Source organism: Bosea sp. PAMC 26642, assembly GCF_001562255.1.
Classification (GTDB): domain Bacteria; phylum Pseudomonadota; class Alphaproteobacteria; order Rhizobiales; family Beijerinckiaceae; genus Allobosea.
Window position 1 is genome coordinate 2,166,117 of the sequence record NZ_CP014301.1, and the last position, 15,444, is coordinate 2,181,560.

At 66.8% G+C, this 15,444-nt stretch carries 12 protein-coding genes and 1 other annotated feature; of the genes, 4 read left to right on the top strand and 8 right to left on the bottom strand.

What is annotated here, in order from left to right; all coding sequences use genetic code 11:
* Positions 1 to 281 precede the first annotated feature (281 nt).
* Entirely contained in the window at positions 282 to 2,120 is a 1,839-nt protein-coding gene (locus AXW83_RS10270) for an aminopeptidase P family protein (RefSeq protein ID WP_066620282.1), read from the top strand.
* Here AXW83_RS10270 and AXW83_RS27025 read toward each other — a convergent pair.
* The 5 genes from AXW83_RS27025 to AXW83_RS10290 all read right to left on the bottom strand — a co-directional run bounded on the left by AXW83_RS27025 (position 2,036) and on the right by AXW83_RS10290 (position 5,890).
* Positions 2,036 to 2,491, bottom strand: a complete 456-nt coding sequence (locus AXW83_RS27025) for a hypothetical protein (RefSeq protein WP_156639925.1) — start codon at positions 2,489 to 2,491, stop codon at positions 2,036 to 2,038. The genes AXW83_RS10270 and AXW83_RS27025 overlap by 85 nt on opposite strands.
* A 156-nt stretch (positions 2,492 to 2,647) precedes the next feature.
* Positions 2,648 to 2,947, bottom strand: coding sequence for an AzlD family protein (locus AXW83_RS10275; protein WP_066612961.1), 300 nt, complete (start codon positions 2,945 to 2,947; stop codon positions 2,648 to 2,650).
* Positions 2,944 to 3,657: an AzlC family ABC transporter permease gene (locus AXW83_RS10280; protein ID WP_066612963.1), complete on the bottom strand. Its 714-nt coding sequence runs from the start codon at positions 3,655 to 3,657 to the stop codon at positions 2,944 to 2,946. The genes AXW83_RS10275 and AXW83_RS10280 overlap by 4 nt, the downstream gene beginning before the upstream one ends.
* A 12-nt stretch (positions 3,658 to 3,669) precedes the next feature.
* Entirely contained in the window at positions 3,670 to 4,533 is an 864-nt protein-coding gene (locus AXW83_RS10285; RefSeq protein WP_066612972.1) for an AraC family transcriptional regulator, read from the bottom strand.
* Positions 4,534 to 4,642: 109 nt separating this feature from the next.
* Positions 4,643 to 5,890 carry an MFS transporter gene (locus tag AXW83_RS10290; RefSeq protein WP_066612974.1) on the bottom strand — a complete coding sequence of 416 codons (1,248 nt, stop codon included), beginning with the start codon at positions 5,888 to 5,890 and terminating at the stop codon, positions 4,643 to 4,645.
* Between the two features lie 69 nt (positions 5,891 to 5,959).
* Here AXW83_RS10290 and AXW83_RS10295 point away from each other — a divergent pair, with 69 nt between their 5' ends.
* Positions 5,960 to 6,997, top strand: a complete 1,038-nt coding sequence (locus AXW83_RS10295; protein ID WP_082767480.1) for an AraC family transcriptional regulator — start codon at positions 5,960 to 5,962, stop codon at positions 6,995 to 6,997.
* A 48-nt stretch (positions 6,998 to 7,045) separates the two neighbouring features.
* Entirely contained in the window at positions 7,046 to 7,342 is a 297-nt protein-coding gene (locus AXW83_RS10300) for a hypothetical protein (protein ID WP_066612976.1), read from the top strand.
* Between the two features lie 51 nt (positions 7,343 to 7,393).
* Here AXW83_RS10300 and ligA read toward each other — a convergent pair whose 3' ends face one another.
* On the bottom strand, positions 7,394 to 9,544 hold the full coding sequence (ligA, locus tag AXW83_RS10305; protein WP_066612979.1) for an NAD-dependent DNA ligase LigA: 2,151 nt from the start codon (positions 9,542 to 9,544) through the stop codon (positions 7,394 to 7,396).
* A gap of 222 nt (positions 9,545 to 9,766) precedes the next feature.
* On the opposite strand from ligA, the gene AXW83_RS10310 reads away from it, so the two are divergent.
* Complete coding sequence (locus AXW83_RS10310) at positions 9,767 to 10,564, top strand: DUF2189 domain-containing protein (RefSeq protein WP_066612981.1); 798 nt, start codon at positions 9,767 to 9,769, stop codon at positions 10,562 to 10,564.
* 307 nt (positions 10,565 to 10,871) lie between these two features.
* On the opposite strand, the gene AXW83_RS10315 is transcribed toward AXW83_RS10310, so the two are convergent.
* Together AXW83_RS10315 and AXW83_RS10320 are read right to left on the bottom strand one after the other, a co-directional pair.
* Positions 10,872 to 13,025, bottom strand: coding sequence for a DEAD/DEAH box helicase (locus AXW83_RS10315; RefSeq protein ID WP_066612983.1), 2,154 nt, complete (start codon positions 13,023 to 13,025; stop codon positions 10,872 to 10,874).
* Between the two features lie 175 nt (positions 13,026 to 13,200).
* Positions 13,201 to 14,646 carry a SulP family inorganic anion transporter gene (locus tag AXW83_RS10320; RefSeq protein WP_066612989.1) on the bottom strand — a complete coding sequence of 482 codons (1,446 nt, stop codon included), beginning with the start codon at positions 14,644 to 14,646 and terminating at the stop codon, positions 13,201 to 13,203.
* Between the two features lie 71 nt (positions 14,647 to 14,717).
* Positions 14,718 to 14,773: a sequence feature (sul1 is cis-regulatory element that is thought to sense ions involved in sulfur or methionine metabolism; They are found in Alphaproteobacteria), on the bottom strand.
* Positions 14,774 to 15,444: the final 671 nt, after the last annotated feature.

Genomic DNA, 15,444 nt, shown 5'->3' on the forward strand with positions numbered 1-15,444 from the left:
ACGAAGGACAGTCCCGGTCGCTTCCTCGTTCTCTTATATGACTAAAGTGTATCTTCTTCGCACTTGCGAAAAGGGGTGTTCGCAGATGCGAGATATGCATTGGACGCATGAAGACAGCCATATTTCGTTAAGGATTGCGCTTTCCGCATAGCAAAGAGGCAATCCGCCTCATTGCAGTGCAGCAAGCGCCGGTAGGAAAAGCGGGGCGAACGGCGCTTTTCTGCTGGCCTTCGCCAAGGGGAGACGCGACCATGCCGGAATTGACCGCTTCCGGACCCATCATGACGTCATCCACCGCCCCAGCCGCCTGCCACTTCCAGTCCTTCGCCGAGCCGAGCGACCCATCGACTGTCGCCCCCCGCGTCGCCGCCCTGCGCGGGGCCTTGGCACGACTTGGCCTCGCCGGCTTCGTCGTGCCTCGCGCCGACGAGCACCAGGGCGAATATGTCCCCGCCCACATGGCCCGGCTCGCCTGGCTCACCGGCTTCACCGGCTCGGCCGGCAACGCGGTCGTTCTCTCCGACAAGGCGGCGCTGATCGTCGATGGACGCTACACCATCCAGTCGGCCGAACAGACCGATACCGCAGTGATTGCGCCGACGAAGATGGAGGACACGCCGCTAGAGCGCTGGATCGAGGCGAACCTGTTGCAAGGAGCGCGGCTCGGTTACGATCCTTGGCTGCACACCGTCGACGGTGTCGCCAAACTTGAAAAAGCCGCGGCAGCCGCCGGCGGCACGCTGGTCCCCGTCGCGAAAAACCCGATCGACGCACTCTGGGCCGATCGGCCGGCGCCGCCGACCGCTCCCGTGAAGGCCCACAATGCCGCCTTTGCCGGCGAGACGACGGCCGAGAAACTTGCCCGCATCCAGCAGGCGCTGGTCACGGCCAAGGTCGATGCGCTCGTCGTCTCCGACCCGCACGCGCTGGCCTGGACCTTCAACATCCGCGGCGGCGATGTCGAGCACACGCCGCTGCCGCTCGGCTACGCCATCGTCCCCCGCGAAGGCCGCCCGACGGTCTTTCTCGCACCCGAAAAGGTCACGAACGAAGCCGGAGATGCCATCGGCGCGGTCGGAGAGATCGCAGCCCCCGCCGCCATGGAAGCCCAACTTAAGACGCTTGGCGCATCCGGCGCGAAGGTGCGGCTCGATTCGGCCACGGCAGCGTCGGCACTGGCGACCCTGATCCGCGACGCGGGCGGCACGCCCGACTCAGGCGCGGACCCGATCGCGCTGATGAAGGCGCGCAAGAACGAGGCGGAACTCAAGGGCACGCGCGACGCCCATCTGCGCGATGGCGCGGCGATCGTGCGCTTCCTGTCATGGCTTGCGCGCGAAGCGCCAAAGGGCGGCTTGACCGAAATCGACGCCGTCGCCGCGCTCGAAGCCGAGCGGCTGAGGACCGGCCTGCTCAAGGACGTCTCCTTCACCACCATCGCCGGCGCCGGTCCCAACGCCGCCCTGCCGCACTACCGCGTGACGGATTCGAGCAACCGCCCGATCGAGCCCGGCATCTTTCTGGTCGATTCGGGCGGACAATACGAGGACGGCACGACCGACATCACCCGCACAATGGCGATCGGCGAGCCGACAGACGAGATGCGCGACCGCTACACCCGCGTCCTCAAGGGCCATCTCGCGATCTCGCGCGTCGTCTTCGTCAAGGGCACCTCGGGCGCCCAGCTCGATGCGCTGGCGCGGCTGCCGCTCTGGCAGGCCGGCCTCGATTTCGACCACGGCACCGGCCACGGCGTCGGCAGCTATCTTTCGGTGCATGAGGGGCCGCAGCGGCTGTCCAAGCTCGGCACCACGCCGCTCGAGCCGGGCATGATCCTGTCCAACGAGCCCGGCTACTACAAGCAGGGCGAATACGGCATCCGCATCGAGAACCTGATCGTTGTCGAGGAACGCGCCATCCCCGGCGGCGACCGCACCATCTACGGCTTCGAGACGATCACCTGGTGCCCCTATGAGCGCGCGCTGATCGACCTGAAGCTGCTCGACGACGGCGAGATAGCCTGGATCAACGCCTATCACGCCCAAGTCTGGAGCAACCTCGCTGCGCTGGTCGAGGGCGAGGCGAAGGACTGGCTGGAGAAGGCGTGCCTGCCGTTGTGAGCATCCGGCTCGACTGACAGGAGAGCAGCCACGCTCTGACCTCGCGATTGGAGAGCCCTGAACTGGCAGTTGAAGACTATAAAAATAGCTCCAACTCCGATCACGCAAGTCGCCAACGACAGCAGGGTGAGCCTTCTCTTGGTTGCCAAAATCAGCGTTCGATCATCAGCTGAAGCCGAAGTTTGTGCTTCAAACTTGGCTTGCTTGTAGAGCTGCAAGGATATCAGCATAGAATTTCGATATGGCATCGGATCGATCGCTTTGGCCTTGGCCGCGTTCAATATTTTCCTGGCAACGAAGAAATAGGTCGTGAACACGACGGCGGCCAACAGATAGAACGCGGCGTTTTCGTAGCCGGTCGGCAAACACATCCCATGACTCCTGGCTGACAGCCACAACTATGATCGATTGATCCTGAACCTGTGCGACTGCAGCGGCGAAATCAACAGCACTGTAAAGGACGGCGGAATTACGAGAGGCGCGCCAGCCACTATGATCCCGCCTTGTCCCCTTGACGGAACGCGGGCTCAAACCACCGCCCGCAGCCCCACCACCGCCACCACACCGACCACCACCACCGCCAGGAACGGCAGCCGCGTCGCAGCCAGCCCCGTCGCGACAGCCGCGCCCGTCTCGGCCCATCCCGTCGCCAGCGCGCTCGGCGCGATCACCGCGATCAGCACGGCCGGCGGGATCGCGTCGAACGCGGCCTGGGCGCGCGGCGACAGGTCGAAGCGGCCGGCGAGTGCCAGCCCCGCGACGCGCGTCGCATAAGTCGCAATCGCCATGCCGAGGATCGCCAGAAGGTTGAGCGGATCGATGTTCACGGCCCCGGCTCCTCGGCAATGGCGGCCGTCTCGGAACCCGCCGCCCACCACGCCGCCGCGAGCCCGGACAAGGCGCCGGCCAGAACATGCCAGGGCGGTCCGGCGAGCTTGTAGGTCAGCGCCGAGGCGATGCCCGCCGCTGCGACCGTCCAGGCCGTGACGCGGCCCTTCCAGAATGCCGCGGTCAGCGCGATGAAGATCGCGGTGAAGGCGAAATCTGCGCCGAAGCGGCGCGGATCGCCCAAGGCCGGGCCGACCACGGCGCCGAGCGTCGTCATAATCAGCCAGCAGCCGACGAAGGGCACGATCATGCCGAACCAGTAGGCCGGGGTCAGCGAGTGCGTGCGAGCCCGCTTCTCGGCCAGCGCCCAGTTCTCGTCGGCCATATAGGCCAGGCCGAGCCATCGCTGCCAGGGCTTGAAGCCGTCGAGCTTCGGCACCAGCGAGGTCCCCATCAGGACATGGCGGGCATTGATCAGCAGCGTCGAGAACACCAGCGCGGCAACCGGCGTCGGCGTCGCCCAGAGTTCGACTGCCGCAAACTGCGCTCCTCCGGCGAAAACCAGCGCGCTCATCAGGAAGACTTCCAGCGGCGACAGGCCCTTGCCGGCGGCCAGCGCGCCGAACAGCAGGGCAAAGGGCGCCGCCGCCAGCATCGCCGGCCAGATGTCGCCAAAGCCCGTCCGGGCGTCGTCGAGAGCTGAGGACATGGGTTTAGCGGCTCAGGACAGATGGGCGGCGCGGAATACGCCGGGCGTAACGCCGTAGCGCGCCTTGAAGGCCCGCGTCAGATGCGCCTGGTCGCAGAAGCCTGTCGCCGCCGCGACATCGCCCGGCGCCTCGCCCAGCCGCAGGCGGTCGCGCGCCCGGCGCACCCGGACATCGACCAAAAAGGCGTGTGGCGTCAGTCCGGTCTCGGCCCGGAAGGCCCGGATCAGGTGATGGCGCGGCAGGCCGGTGAGACGCGACAGCTCGGCCAGCGACAGATCCTCGTCGAACCGGTCCTCGAAGACCTGCTTCGCCAGCGCAACCGGCCCGCCTTCGCGCCCGAGCGCGCCGACCGTCCAGCGCGCATGGCGGGCAAGGCAGCGCGCATAGAAGGACAGCAGCATCTCCTCACTGGCGAGACTATCGCCGCCCTGCTCGATCGCGCGGTGGGCAGCGGCAAACAGCGCGGCGCCCTCGGCATCCTTGACCAGAGGTTCCGGGAAGAACGGCGTCGCGGCGCTGTCGCGCCCGGCCAGCGAGCCCGCGACCTCGCGCATCATTGCGAGACCCGGATATGTCATGCGGTAGCTGTAGCCCGCCCCATGCGGCTCTCCGTCATGAATTTCGAGCGGATTGACGAAGGCGACCTGCCCCGGCCGCGCATACTGGCGCACGCCGCGCACGTGAAAGGCCTCGCAGCCGGCCTCGATCACGCCGACGACATAGCCGTCATGGCAATGCGGCGCATAGGAATGGCTGCGGAAGGTCGCCGACAGGCAGTCCAGCCCGTCGAAGCGGGCGGCCGAAAACAGCCTTGCCCGCTCGCCGGTGGCGAGCGGGCTGATCGCCAGCGTCTCGCTCTGTGTGGTCGTGTCCATGGTGAGAGGTTACAGCGCAATCGTCGGAGCGTGTCTTGAAGAAAAGTGATCGGGCGCATCACGCGCCCGATCATCCCGCAATCCCTCTCTCAGGGGGCGCAATCTGTGGTCAATGCGCCGAGGCGACTTTGCCCGTGCCGATCCGCTCGGGACTTCTGGAACCCAGAACCAGCACGCCGATCCCGCCCAGCAGCGTGGCCGCGGTCGCATAGGCGATGACGCCGAGCGTTCCGAAACCATCGACCAGGAGCCCACCGAAGACGGCGCCGCTGGCGATCGCGATCTGGAACGCGGCCACGAGCAGCCCGCCGGCCGACTCGGCCTCCTCTTCCGGCGTCACGCGCACCAGCCAGGTTTGAAAGCCGACCGGCAACGCCCCGAAAGCGAAGCCCCAGAAACCGACGGCGATGGCCGAGCCGAGCGTCGAGGAACCGACCAGCAGCAGGACAACGCCCATGGCCGCGATCGAGAACGCACCGAAGATCACCGAAGCCTTTGCGCTGCGCACCGTAATGGCGCTTCCGGCCAGATTGCCGAGGAATCCGCCGACGCCATAGGCGAGCAGGACGAGCGAGATGGCCTCGACCGACAGCCGCGGAATCTGCTCCAGGAACGGCCGGATATAGGTAAAGCCGGCGAAGTGCCCCGAGATCACCACGACGATCCCGGCCAGGACCAGCGCAATGCTGGGCCGGCCGAGCAGTCGAAACAGCGTCCGCACATCCGGCGAGCCCTGCGCCGGCAGCCGCGGCATCGTCGCGATCTGCGCCGCGAGCGCCACGACCCCGGTGATCGCCGACAGCACGAACACCACGCGCCAGCCCCACAACTCACCGAGATAGGCGCCGATCGGCGCGGCGCTGACGGTTGCGACCGAAACGCCAGTGAAGACCAGCGCCATGGCGCGCGGCAAGGCGCTCGGCGGAACCAGGCGCATGGCGGTCGCCGCAACCATCGACCAGAATCCGCCAAGCCCGATGCCGAGCAGGACGCGCGCCAGGAGCAGCGAGGTCAGGCTGGTGGCGGCCGCAGCAAGCAGGCTCGAAACGATCAGCGAGCCGGTGAGCGCCCAGATCACGATGCGGCGGTCGATGCCCCGCGTCACGATGGCCGTCGCGAGCCCGGCGATGGCACCGACGACGGCGGTTGCCGTCACCGCCTGCCCCGCGATACCGACCGAGACGCCGATATCGGCGGCCATCGGCGTCAGCAGGCTGGCGGGCAGGAATTCGGCGGTGACCAGGCCGAAGACGCCGACACTGAGGGAGAAGACCGCCGCCCAGGCAGGGTCGCTGCGATCATGCGCGGCGGACGGCGGATCGAGCAGCGGTGCTGCGACGGATACGGAATCGGACATGAGCATCTCCAGGGACTGGCCGGCAAGATGGGCGTGGCGCCCTGGAGCTTCCATGCTATATACACCACGATGCTTGACCATTCGTCCAAAAATGCTGCAGTGCATTCAAACGACCCGCTGACCGACATGCTGCGTGGCCTGCGACTAGACGGCGTCGACTACGGTCGCTGCGAGATGACAGAGCCTTGGGGCATCGCCTTCCCGGCCCAGAAGGCGGCACGCTTCTATTTCGTCTCGCGGCGCAGTTGCTGGCTTTTGACGCCCGCCCGGGAATGGATCGAACTGAGCGACGGCGATGCGGTTCTGCTCCCGCGCGGTGCGGCGCATGTCCTGGCGAGCACGCCGGATGCAAAGGCCACTCCACCGGGACATTGTCAGGTCCGGCCGCTCTGCGGCAACATCTTCGACGTCAAGGGCGGCGGTGACGGCGAGCGCACCTTGCTCTTCAGCGGCAGCATGACCTTCAACGTCGATCCCTCACACCCGCTGCTGCGCATGATGCCGGACCTGATGCGGAGTTGCGAACTCAGCGCGGTCGAACCCGGCATCCCGCATTTGCTGGAAGCGATGGCGCGCGAGGTCGCGATGGACCGGGTCGGAGCTGGCGGCATCCTGGCGCGCCTGGCCGACGTGCTGGCCGCGACCATCATCCGCTCATGGGTCGAGAGCGGCTGCGGCGACGCGACCGGCTGGATCGCAGCGGCACGCTGCCCCGAGATCGGGCGGGTTCTGGCTGCGATCCATGTCGAGCCCGACAAGGACTGGACCGTCGCGGCGCTGGCCCGGATGATGGGCGCGTCCCGCTCCGGCTTCGCCGAGCGTTTTGCCACGGTCGTCGGCGAAACGCCGGCTCGCTATGTCGCCCAGGTCCGGATGCATCAGGCGCGGCAATGGCTCGTGCAGGACAAGCTCAGGATCACGGTCGTGGCGCGGCGCCTCGGCTATGAATCGGAGGCCTCCTTCAGCCGGGCCTTCAAGCGCATCACCGGCCAGGCGCCGAGCCAGGTTCGCGCCGGCGATGCGCACGCCCCCGCCCTCTTCGGTGGCGCCGCGGGCGCGGTCCTGACGGAACAAACGCCGGATGTACCGGGTTCTGCTCCAGACTGACGAGCGCCCCAAAGTGGCGCCGTAGTTCATGCAAACGGATACGGTATCATGACAATCAAACATCTTGCTCTGGCTGGCGCGACCGCGCTGGCGCTTCTTGCCATTCCAATGACCGCCGATGCCCAGGGCGTTCCGCGCGGCGCAGCGACTGGAGCCCGCGTCGGCAATGATGCCGCCGGCCCCGTCGGTGGAGCCGTGGGTGGCGTGGTCGGCGGTGTCGCGGGCGGCGTTGCCGGCGGCGTCAAGGGCGTGCTCGGCGTGCCCCAGAGGACCGCGGTGACCACCAAGAAGCATCGCCGTCACTATAACCGCAATCGCAGCACCGTGCGGCCGAACAACATGTGACCTGTCGCCGACAAGCGATCCGAGAGCCGCCGGTCCAGACCGGCGGCTTTTTCATGTGCCGACCAGATCAAACCAGCCGGCCTCGTCGATCACCTGGACGCCGTGCTTGGCGGCGTCCTTGAGCTTCGACCCCGCGCCCGGCCCCGCCACCAGCAGATCGGTCTTGGACGACACCGACCCGGCCACCTTGGCGCCAAGGCGCTCGGCCATCGCCTTGGCCTCGTCGCGCGTCATCTGCTCCAGCGCGCCGGTGAAGACCACGATCTTGCCGGCGACGGGACTGATCGACGCGACCGCCTCCAGAGGCTGCGGCGTGACCTGCGCCAGGAGCCGCTCCAGCATCTCCTCGTTATGAGCCTCGGCGAAGAACTGCATCAGCGCCTCGACCACGGTCGGTCCGACGCCGTCGATGGCATCGAGTTCCTGACGCTCCGGCGAGGCCGCGTCCGCCGATGCCACGACCGCGGAGCGCAACGCCTCGAACGACCCGTAATGCCGCGCCAGCAGCCGCGCATTGGTCTCGCCGATATGGCGGATGCCGAGCCCGAAGATGAAGCGGTTTAGCGGCGGCGTCCGCCGGTCCTCGATCGCCGCGAACAGTTTCGCGACGCTCTGCGTCCCAAAACCCTCCTTGTCCTTCAGCTTCTTGAGATTGGTGCCGTCGCGCGTCGCGAGCGTGAAGATCTCGGCCGGCTCTTTCACGGGCAGATCCGGGTCGGCATGGAAGAACTCGATCTGCTTGTCGCCGAGCCCATCAATATCGAGCGCATCGCGTGAGACGAAATGCTTCAGCCGCTCCATCGCCTGCGCCGGGCAGATCAGTCCGCCGGTGCAGCGGCGCACCGCGTCTTCCTTGCCGGAGCGCGGATTGTGCTCGCGTACCGCATCGCTGTGGCAGATCGGACAAACCGTCGGAAAGACATAAGGCTGCGAATCGGCGGCCCGCTTCGACAGATCGACCGCCTCGACCCGCGGGATCACGTCGCCCGCCCGCTTCACCGTCACCGTGTCGCCAATGCGGATGTCGGATTCGCGGATCGTCTCGCCCTTCGAATCGAAGCCGCGGATGTAATCTTCGTTGTGCAGCGTCGCATTGGTCACGACGACGCCGCCGACCGTTACGGGTTTCAGCCGTGCGACCGGGCTCAGCGCCCCGGTCCGCCCGACCTGAATCTCGATGTTCTCCAGAATCGTCGTCGCGAGTTCGGCCGGAAACTTGTGCGCGATCGCCCAGCGCGGCGCCCGCGAGACGAAGCCAAGCCGAGCCTGAAGCGCGAGATCGTCGACCTTGTAGACCACGCCGTCGATGTCGTAGCCGAGTGTGGCGCGCTGCGCTTCGATCAGCCGATAGCGTGCCAGAAGCTCATCGACGCTCTCGCAGCGCGCCATCAGCGGATTGGTCAGAAAGCCCCAGCGCTTGAAGGTCTCGACCACCCCGGATTGCGTCTGCGCCGGCAGCACGGGCATCTCGCCCCAGGCATAGGCGAAGAAGCGCAGCGGCCGCGCGGCGGTGATCGAGACGTCGAGCTGCCGTAGCGAACCCGCCGCCGCATTGCGCGGATTTGCGAATTCGGAGAGCCCCTTCTCGCGCTGGCGCTCGTTGATGCCGGCGAAATCGGCGTGTCCCAGATAGACCTCGCCGCGCACCTCGGCGATCTCGGGGACCTCGGCTCCCGACAAGTGATGCGGAATCTCCGAGATCGTCCGCGCATTCGGCGTGACGTCCTCGCCCTCCTCGCCGTCTCCGCGCGTTGCGGCATGAACGAGGGCGCCCTTCTCATAGCGCAGCGAGAGCGACAGTCCGTCGATCTTGGGCTCGGCGGTGAAGGCTGGTCCTGCCACCTCGGGCTTCATGCCGAGAAAGCTGCGCACCCGCTGGACGAATTCGGCGACCTCCTCGTCGGCGAAGGCATTGCCGAGCGACAGCATCGGCACGCGATGCCGGATCTTGGCGAATTTCGACGAAGGCTTTGCACCCACCGCCTCGCTGACGGCTTCGGCGCCCTTCAGCGCCGGGTAAACCTCCTCGAGCGCCACCAGCCGCCGCCGCTTCGCGTCATAGGTCGCATCGTCGAGGATCGGCTGGTCCTCGCGGAAATAGGCGTCGTTGGCCGCCGCGATCTCGGCGGCGAGCGCCTTGTGCTCGGCCCTGGCCTGGCGCGCGGTGGGCTTCTCTGGCGGGACAGTCTCGGGCTCGGTCATGGCTTCTATTAAGTGAGATCGGCAGGTCAGGGAAAGTCAGCACCGTGCGGGCTGACCTTCGGGCCATGCTCCCGGACTTGTGTCTGCAAAAAAATGCGACAATCGCCGCGCTTAGGCGTAGCATCGCGAGGCTGGGAATTGGAAGCTCGACGCCTCTGGCCGTTGACCCAAGGATCGCGTCAACCGCCAAGGCGAACCGGGCCGCGAACCGGGAGAAACGCCATGGCAAATCTCGACGCCACCGTGATGCAGGACGGCCAGGATGCCGCCCTGCCGCGCATCAGGACCATCACGACGCAGGATCTGCGCGACGCGCTCAGGCGCGGCTGGGAGGATTTCAAGGCCAAGCCGAGCCACCTCGTCTTCATAGCCTTGATCTACCCCGTCGCCGGCGTGCTGCTCGCCCAACTCACAGTCAGCTACAATATCTTCCCATTGCTCTTCCCGCTGCTCGGCGGCTTCGCCCTGCTCGGCCCCTTCGCCGCGATCGGGCTCTACGAGATCAGCAGGCGGCGCGAACTTGGCCTGGATTCGCGCTGGCCCCAGGCACTGGACGTCCTGAGATCGCCTTCGATCGGGCAGATCTGCCTCCTCGGTGCCATGCTGACCGGGCTCTTCATCGGCTGGCTGTTCTCGGCCTGGTTCATCTACCGCGGCCTGCTCGGCCTGCCCGCCGACGTCACGACCGCGGACTTCCTGCGCGCCGTGTTCACGACCTTCGACGGCTGGGTGATGATCGTCGTCGGCAATTCCGTCGGCCTGCTCTTCGCCATCCTGGCGTTTTCGATATCGGTCATCTCCTTCCCACTGATCATCGACCGGCACGTCGATGCGCCGACCGCGATCCGGACCTCGATCGCCGCCGTGGAGGCCAATCCCCGCGTCATGATGCAATGGGGCCTGATGGTCACCGGCCTGCTGGTATTGGGCTGCCTGCCCGTGCTCGTCGGACTCGTGGTGGTCATGCCGGTTCTCGGCCACGCAACCTGGCATCTCTACCGCAAGGTGGTGGAGCGGTAGCGCGACATCGATCGCCAGCGCCGCAATCCGTTCGGCACACGCGCTGAGGCCGTGTGCACGGCGAGCCGGGAACTTTTGCCCCCGAACATGGTTCAGATCGTGTCACGCGGGGCGTGACGCATCTTCATGCAGGCCGCCACGACCTGCCTAAAGCCGGGGGCTTTTCATGAGCAATATCATTTATATCGTTGGACTGATCGTCGTCGTTCTCGCGATCCTGTCGTTCCTCGGACTGCGCTGACAGCCACGTTCTGGCAAGGCGGGCGCCGATCAAGCGCCCGTCGGCCGCACGTATCGAACCGATGGATCAGCCGCGGTCGTCCCGACGCGGCTTCTTGCTTTTGAAGGGCTTGCCGGCAGGCTTGCCAGCCCCCGCAGCCCGCCCCGCGAAAGGCTTGCCTCCGAAGGCCGGCTTGTCGCCGAAGGGCTTTCCACCACCCGGCTTCCCGGCATAGGGCTTCTTCGCGCCGGGGCGGAACGAGACGTTCGGGTCCGAGACCGCATCGCGGTCGCTGCGTACCGGATCATAAGGCTGGGCCGCACCGAAGGGCTTGCCCTTGCCCTCATAGGCTTTCTTCTTGCCCTCGTAGGGTGCTGCACCCTCGCGCGGAGCCTTGCCCTCATAGGGCTTCTTCTCGAACGGCTTCTTTTCGTAGGGTTTTTTCTCGTAGGGCTTCTTGTCGAAATTGCGCGTCGGCCGCTCGTCGGCGCCGCGCTCGGGCCGGGCGTAGGGCGCCGGCGCATGGCTCGCCTTTTCGGCGAAGGGCTTGGCCGGGCGGCGCTCGTCCTCGCCGGTTACCGGCTCGATCACGATCTTGTCGCGATCGACCGCCTTTGCGAGTTCGTAGAAGCGCTCGGCGACATCGGCGTCGATCTCGACCTTGGTCTCACTGTCGAAGATGCGGATCGCGCCGACCTCGTCGCGCGTGATCTTGCCGCGCCGGCACAGCATCGGCAGCAGCTGGCGCGGATCTGCGCCGTCCTTGCGGCCGATATTCAGCCGGAACCAGACCGTGTCGCCGCGAGGACCGGATTTGTGGCGCGGTGCGTCAGAGCGCGGGCTGTCGTCGCGATTCTCGCCGAAGCGCGCGCCTTCGCGCGGCGCGTAATCCTCCCGCGCCCGCGCCGGCCTGCGCTCGTCGCGGCCGAAATTCGGATCGCCGACCTCTTCGGCCGACGGCAGGCGCGAACGATAGACCCGCACCAGCGCCGCCGCGATCTCGTTGACCGAACGGCCAGCCAGCAGCGCCTCGACCATGGCCGCATCTTCCTCGCCCGGCTCGCCGGTCAGGATCGGATCGTTGAGCAAGCGCTCCTGATCGAGCGCGCGGATCTCGTCCTGCGTCGGCGGACCGGCCCAGACCACCTCGATCTTGGCCTCGGCGATCAGCATCTCGGCCTTGCGGCGGCGCGAGACCGGGACCAGCAGCACGCTGGTGCCCTTGTTGCCGGCGCGTCCGGTCCGACCCGAGCGATGCTGCATGACCTCGGGGTCGTTGGGCAGCTCGGCATGAATGACCAGCGTCAGCCCGGGCAGATCGATGCCGCGCGCGGCGACGTCGGTCGCGACGCAGACCCGCGCCCGCCCGTCGCGCAGCGCCTGCAGCGCCGAATTGCGCTCGCTCTGTGAAAGCTCGCCAGACAGCGCCACGGCCTGGAAGCCACGCTCCAGCAGGATCGCCTCGAGATGGCGCACCGCGTTGCGGGTGTTGCAGAATACCAGCGAGCACGGCGAATCGTGGAACCGCAACAGGTTGACGACGGCGAGCTCGGCCTCCTTCGGGTAGACCCGAATGGCGCGGTAATCGATATCGGCATGGCCGCCGGGCGTACCGGCGACCTCGATGCGCAAGGCATCGCGCTGATAGCTTCGGGCGAGCGTAATGATCGCCTTGGGCAGCGTCGCCGAGAACAGCAGGCTCTGCCGCTCCGGCGGCGTCGTCTTCAGGATGAATTCGAGATCGTCGCGGAAGCCGAGATCGAGCATCTCGTCGGCCTCGTCGAGCACGACGGCCTTCAAGGCCGAGACGTCGAGGCGATGGCGCTCGATATGGTCGCGCAGACGGCCGGGCGTACCGACGACGACGTGGGCGCCCTCGTCGAGCAGAGCGGCCTCTCGGCGCGGATCCATACCGCCAACGCAGGCGATGATGCGGGCATTGGCGTGCTTGTAGAGCCAGGCAAGCTCTCGCTGAACCTGCAGCGCCAGCTCGCGCGTCGGCGCGATGATCAGCGCCAGCGGCTGGCCCGCGCGGCCGAAGGCCTCGGCGTCGCCGAGCAGCGTCGAGCCGATGGCCAGCCCATAGGCGACCGTCTTGCCTGAGCCGGTCTGCGACGAGACCAGCAGGTCGCGGCCGGCAGCGGCCGGCTCCAGCACGGCGTTCTGCACCGGCGTCGGATCGGAATAGTTGCGCTCTTCGAGCGCACGCGCGAGAGGCGGGCTCGTGGGAAGAAAGGACATGGGTTATCGGGCCTGGGGTTTAAGGCGCTTGAAGACGAGGCGGCGCAGGAATGCGGGCGACGGAGGACGCGGCGCGGAAATGCAGCCGGTTCGCAGCCATCGGTTGAACAGGGCTCATAGAGCAGATCGGCGCAAAAGGGAATGGAGTGCGGTGACGACGCTCGAAAACCCGTAATCACGCCCCGTCGAGCCGCTCGATCAGCGTCGCGCTGGCCGCGTTGAGCCCCGTGACCTCGACTGCGATGCCGTTGGCCTTGTAGCGCTCGACGACCTTGTCCAGCGCCGCGACCGCCGTGACGTCCCAGAAATGCGCCTGCGACACGTCGATCCGCACGCCGACCTCGTCGGCCTCGCCGATCCTGAAGGCCTCGATGAAGGCATCGGCCGAGGCGAAGAAGACCTGGCCCGAGACGCGATAGGTCAGTCGCCCGGCCGCAGTTGGTTCGACCTCGATGCGCAGGAGACGGGCAACCTTGAAGGTGAAAAACACGCCGCTGAGCAGCACGCCGATCGTCACGCCCAGAGCGAGATTCGATGTCGCGACCGTCACGGCGACCGTGGCAAGCATGACCACGCTCGACATCTTCGGATGCGCGACAACCGAGCGCAGCGACGACCAGTTGAAGGTGTCGATCGAGACCATAACCATAATCGCGACCAGCGCCGCGACCGGAACCTGCGACACCCAGGGCTTCAGCGCCACCATCAGCACGAGCAGGAACACGCCGGCAAACAGCGTCGAGAGCCGGCCGCGGCCGCCATATTTCACATTGCTGACGGTCTGCCCGATCATGCCGCAGCCGGCGATGCCGCCGAACAGGCTGGACGCCGCATTGGCGAGCCCGAGCCCGGTGCATTCCCGGTTCTTCGAGCTCGTCGTATTGGTCAGGTCGTCCACGACGCTGGCGGTCATCAGCGATTCCAGCAGCCCGACCATGGCGATGGCGACAGCCGGCCCGATGATGATCCGCAACGTATCCAGCGTCAGAGGCACGCTCGGCCAGGCAAAGACAGGCAGCGCATCGGGCAGCAGGCCGAGGTCGCCGACCGTCTTGACCGGAAGCTGCAGCAATGAGGCGGCAACCGTCAGTACGACGACGCAGATCAGCGGCGACGGGATCGCCGTCGTCAGGCGCGGCACGGCGTAGATGATCGCGAGCCCCGCCGCCAGCACGCCATAGGTCAGCCAGCCCTCGCCCAGGATATGCGGCATCTGGGCGGCGAAGATCAGGATCGCCAGCGCGTTGACGAACCCCGTGCGAACCGATTGCGAGACGAACCGCATCAGCACGCCCAGCCGCAGCAGGCCGAAGATGATCTGGATAAGCCCGGCCAACAGACCGGCCGCGAGCAGATAGGCCAGGCCATGCGCGTGCACGAGTGGCGCCACGACCAGCGCCACCGATCCGGCCGCCGCAGAAACCATCGCCGGCCGCCCGCCCGCAAACGCGATGACGATCGCGATCACGAAGGAGGCGAACAATCCGACCTGCGGATCGACGCCCGCCGCAAAGGAAAACGCGATGACCTCGGGAATGAGCGCGAAGGTCGCGACCGCTCCGGCGAGCAGTTCGCGCACCGGATTGACCGACCACTCGCGGCGATAGGACGACAACGTCATGGGGATCTCGCACAGCACGCCGCCGGGACGGCGCGCGAGGCAAGCCGCGTGCCGACGGAAGAGACGTCTTGCAGGGTTCGGCGGATCGGCGGCCGAAAGAGCCACCCGGATTCTCACCGGGTCCGAATGGATGAGCGACCTTAGCCACCGCCGATATGGCGATCAAGCCGAAGCGCGCGCCAAATCCCCGCCCGCGTCTCCGCGTCGGTTGATCATGAGGGGCGAGCGGAGCGCCGCGAGGCGCAGGTTGGTATAGAGCCGCTTCATTGAGCCAGAAGCGGCGCGGGCAGATTAAGCCACTGCCCGCACGCCCCGTGGCGCTCCGCTCGTCGGCGATTTCGGACCTCGGGCCGCGCTTATTCGGATTTCGGGAGTTCGATCTGCCAGCTTGGGTGCCAGTTCGCCTGAGGCTTGTCGCGACCTTCGCCGGCAGTTCGTCGTCCCGTCGTCCTTATAGCGAGCTCCTCGCACAGGGGCCGTAGTACCCCCAGGGCGGTGCCCCGAAGCCTCCCGAGTCTGGCGTGTAAGACCAGCCGCAGGCGCCGACCTCATCCCCACCAACGGCATACCTCCGGATGGCTGCCCCTCGGGGATGAGGTGGTGGCAATTTAAGGTGAGGTTTGCGAGCCGGGGATAAGTTTTTTGATGGAATCACCGCCGCCTCTTCCCTTCTCCCCTTGCGGGAGAAGGGAAGAGGCGGCGGATGAGGGGTGGTCGTGCCCTTTCAAGCAGGTGGAATGCGGATATCGCAGCGCGACCCCTCATCCGTCTCGGCTTCACCGAGCCACCTTCTCCCGC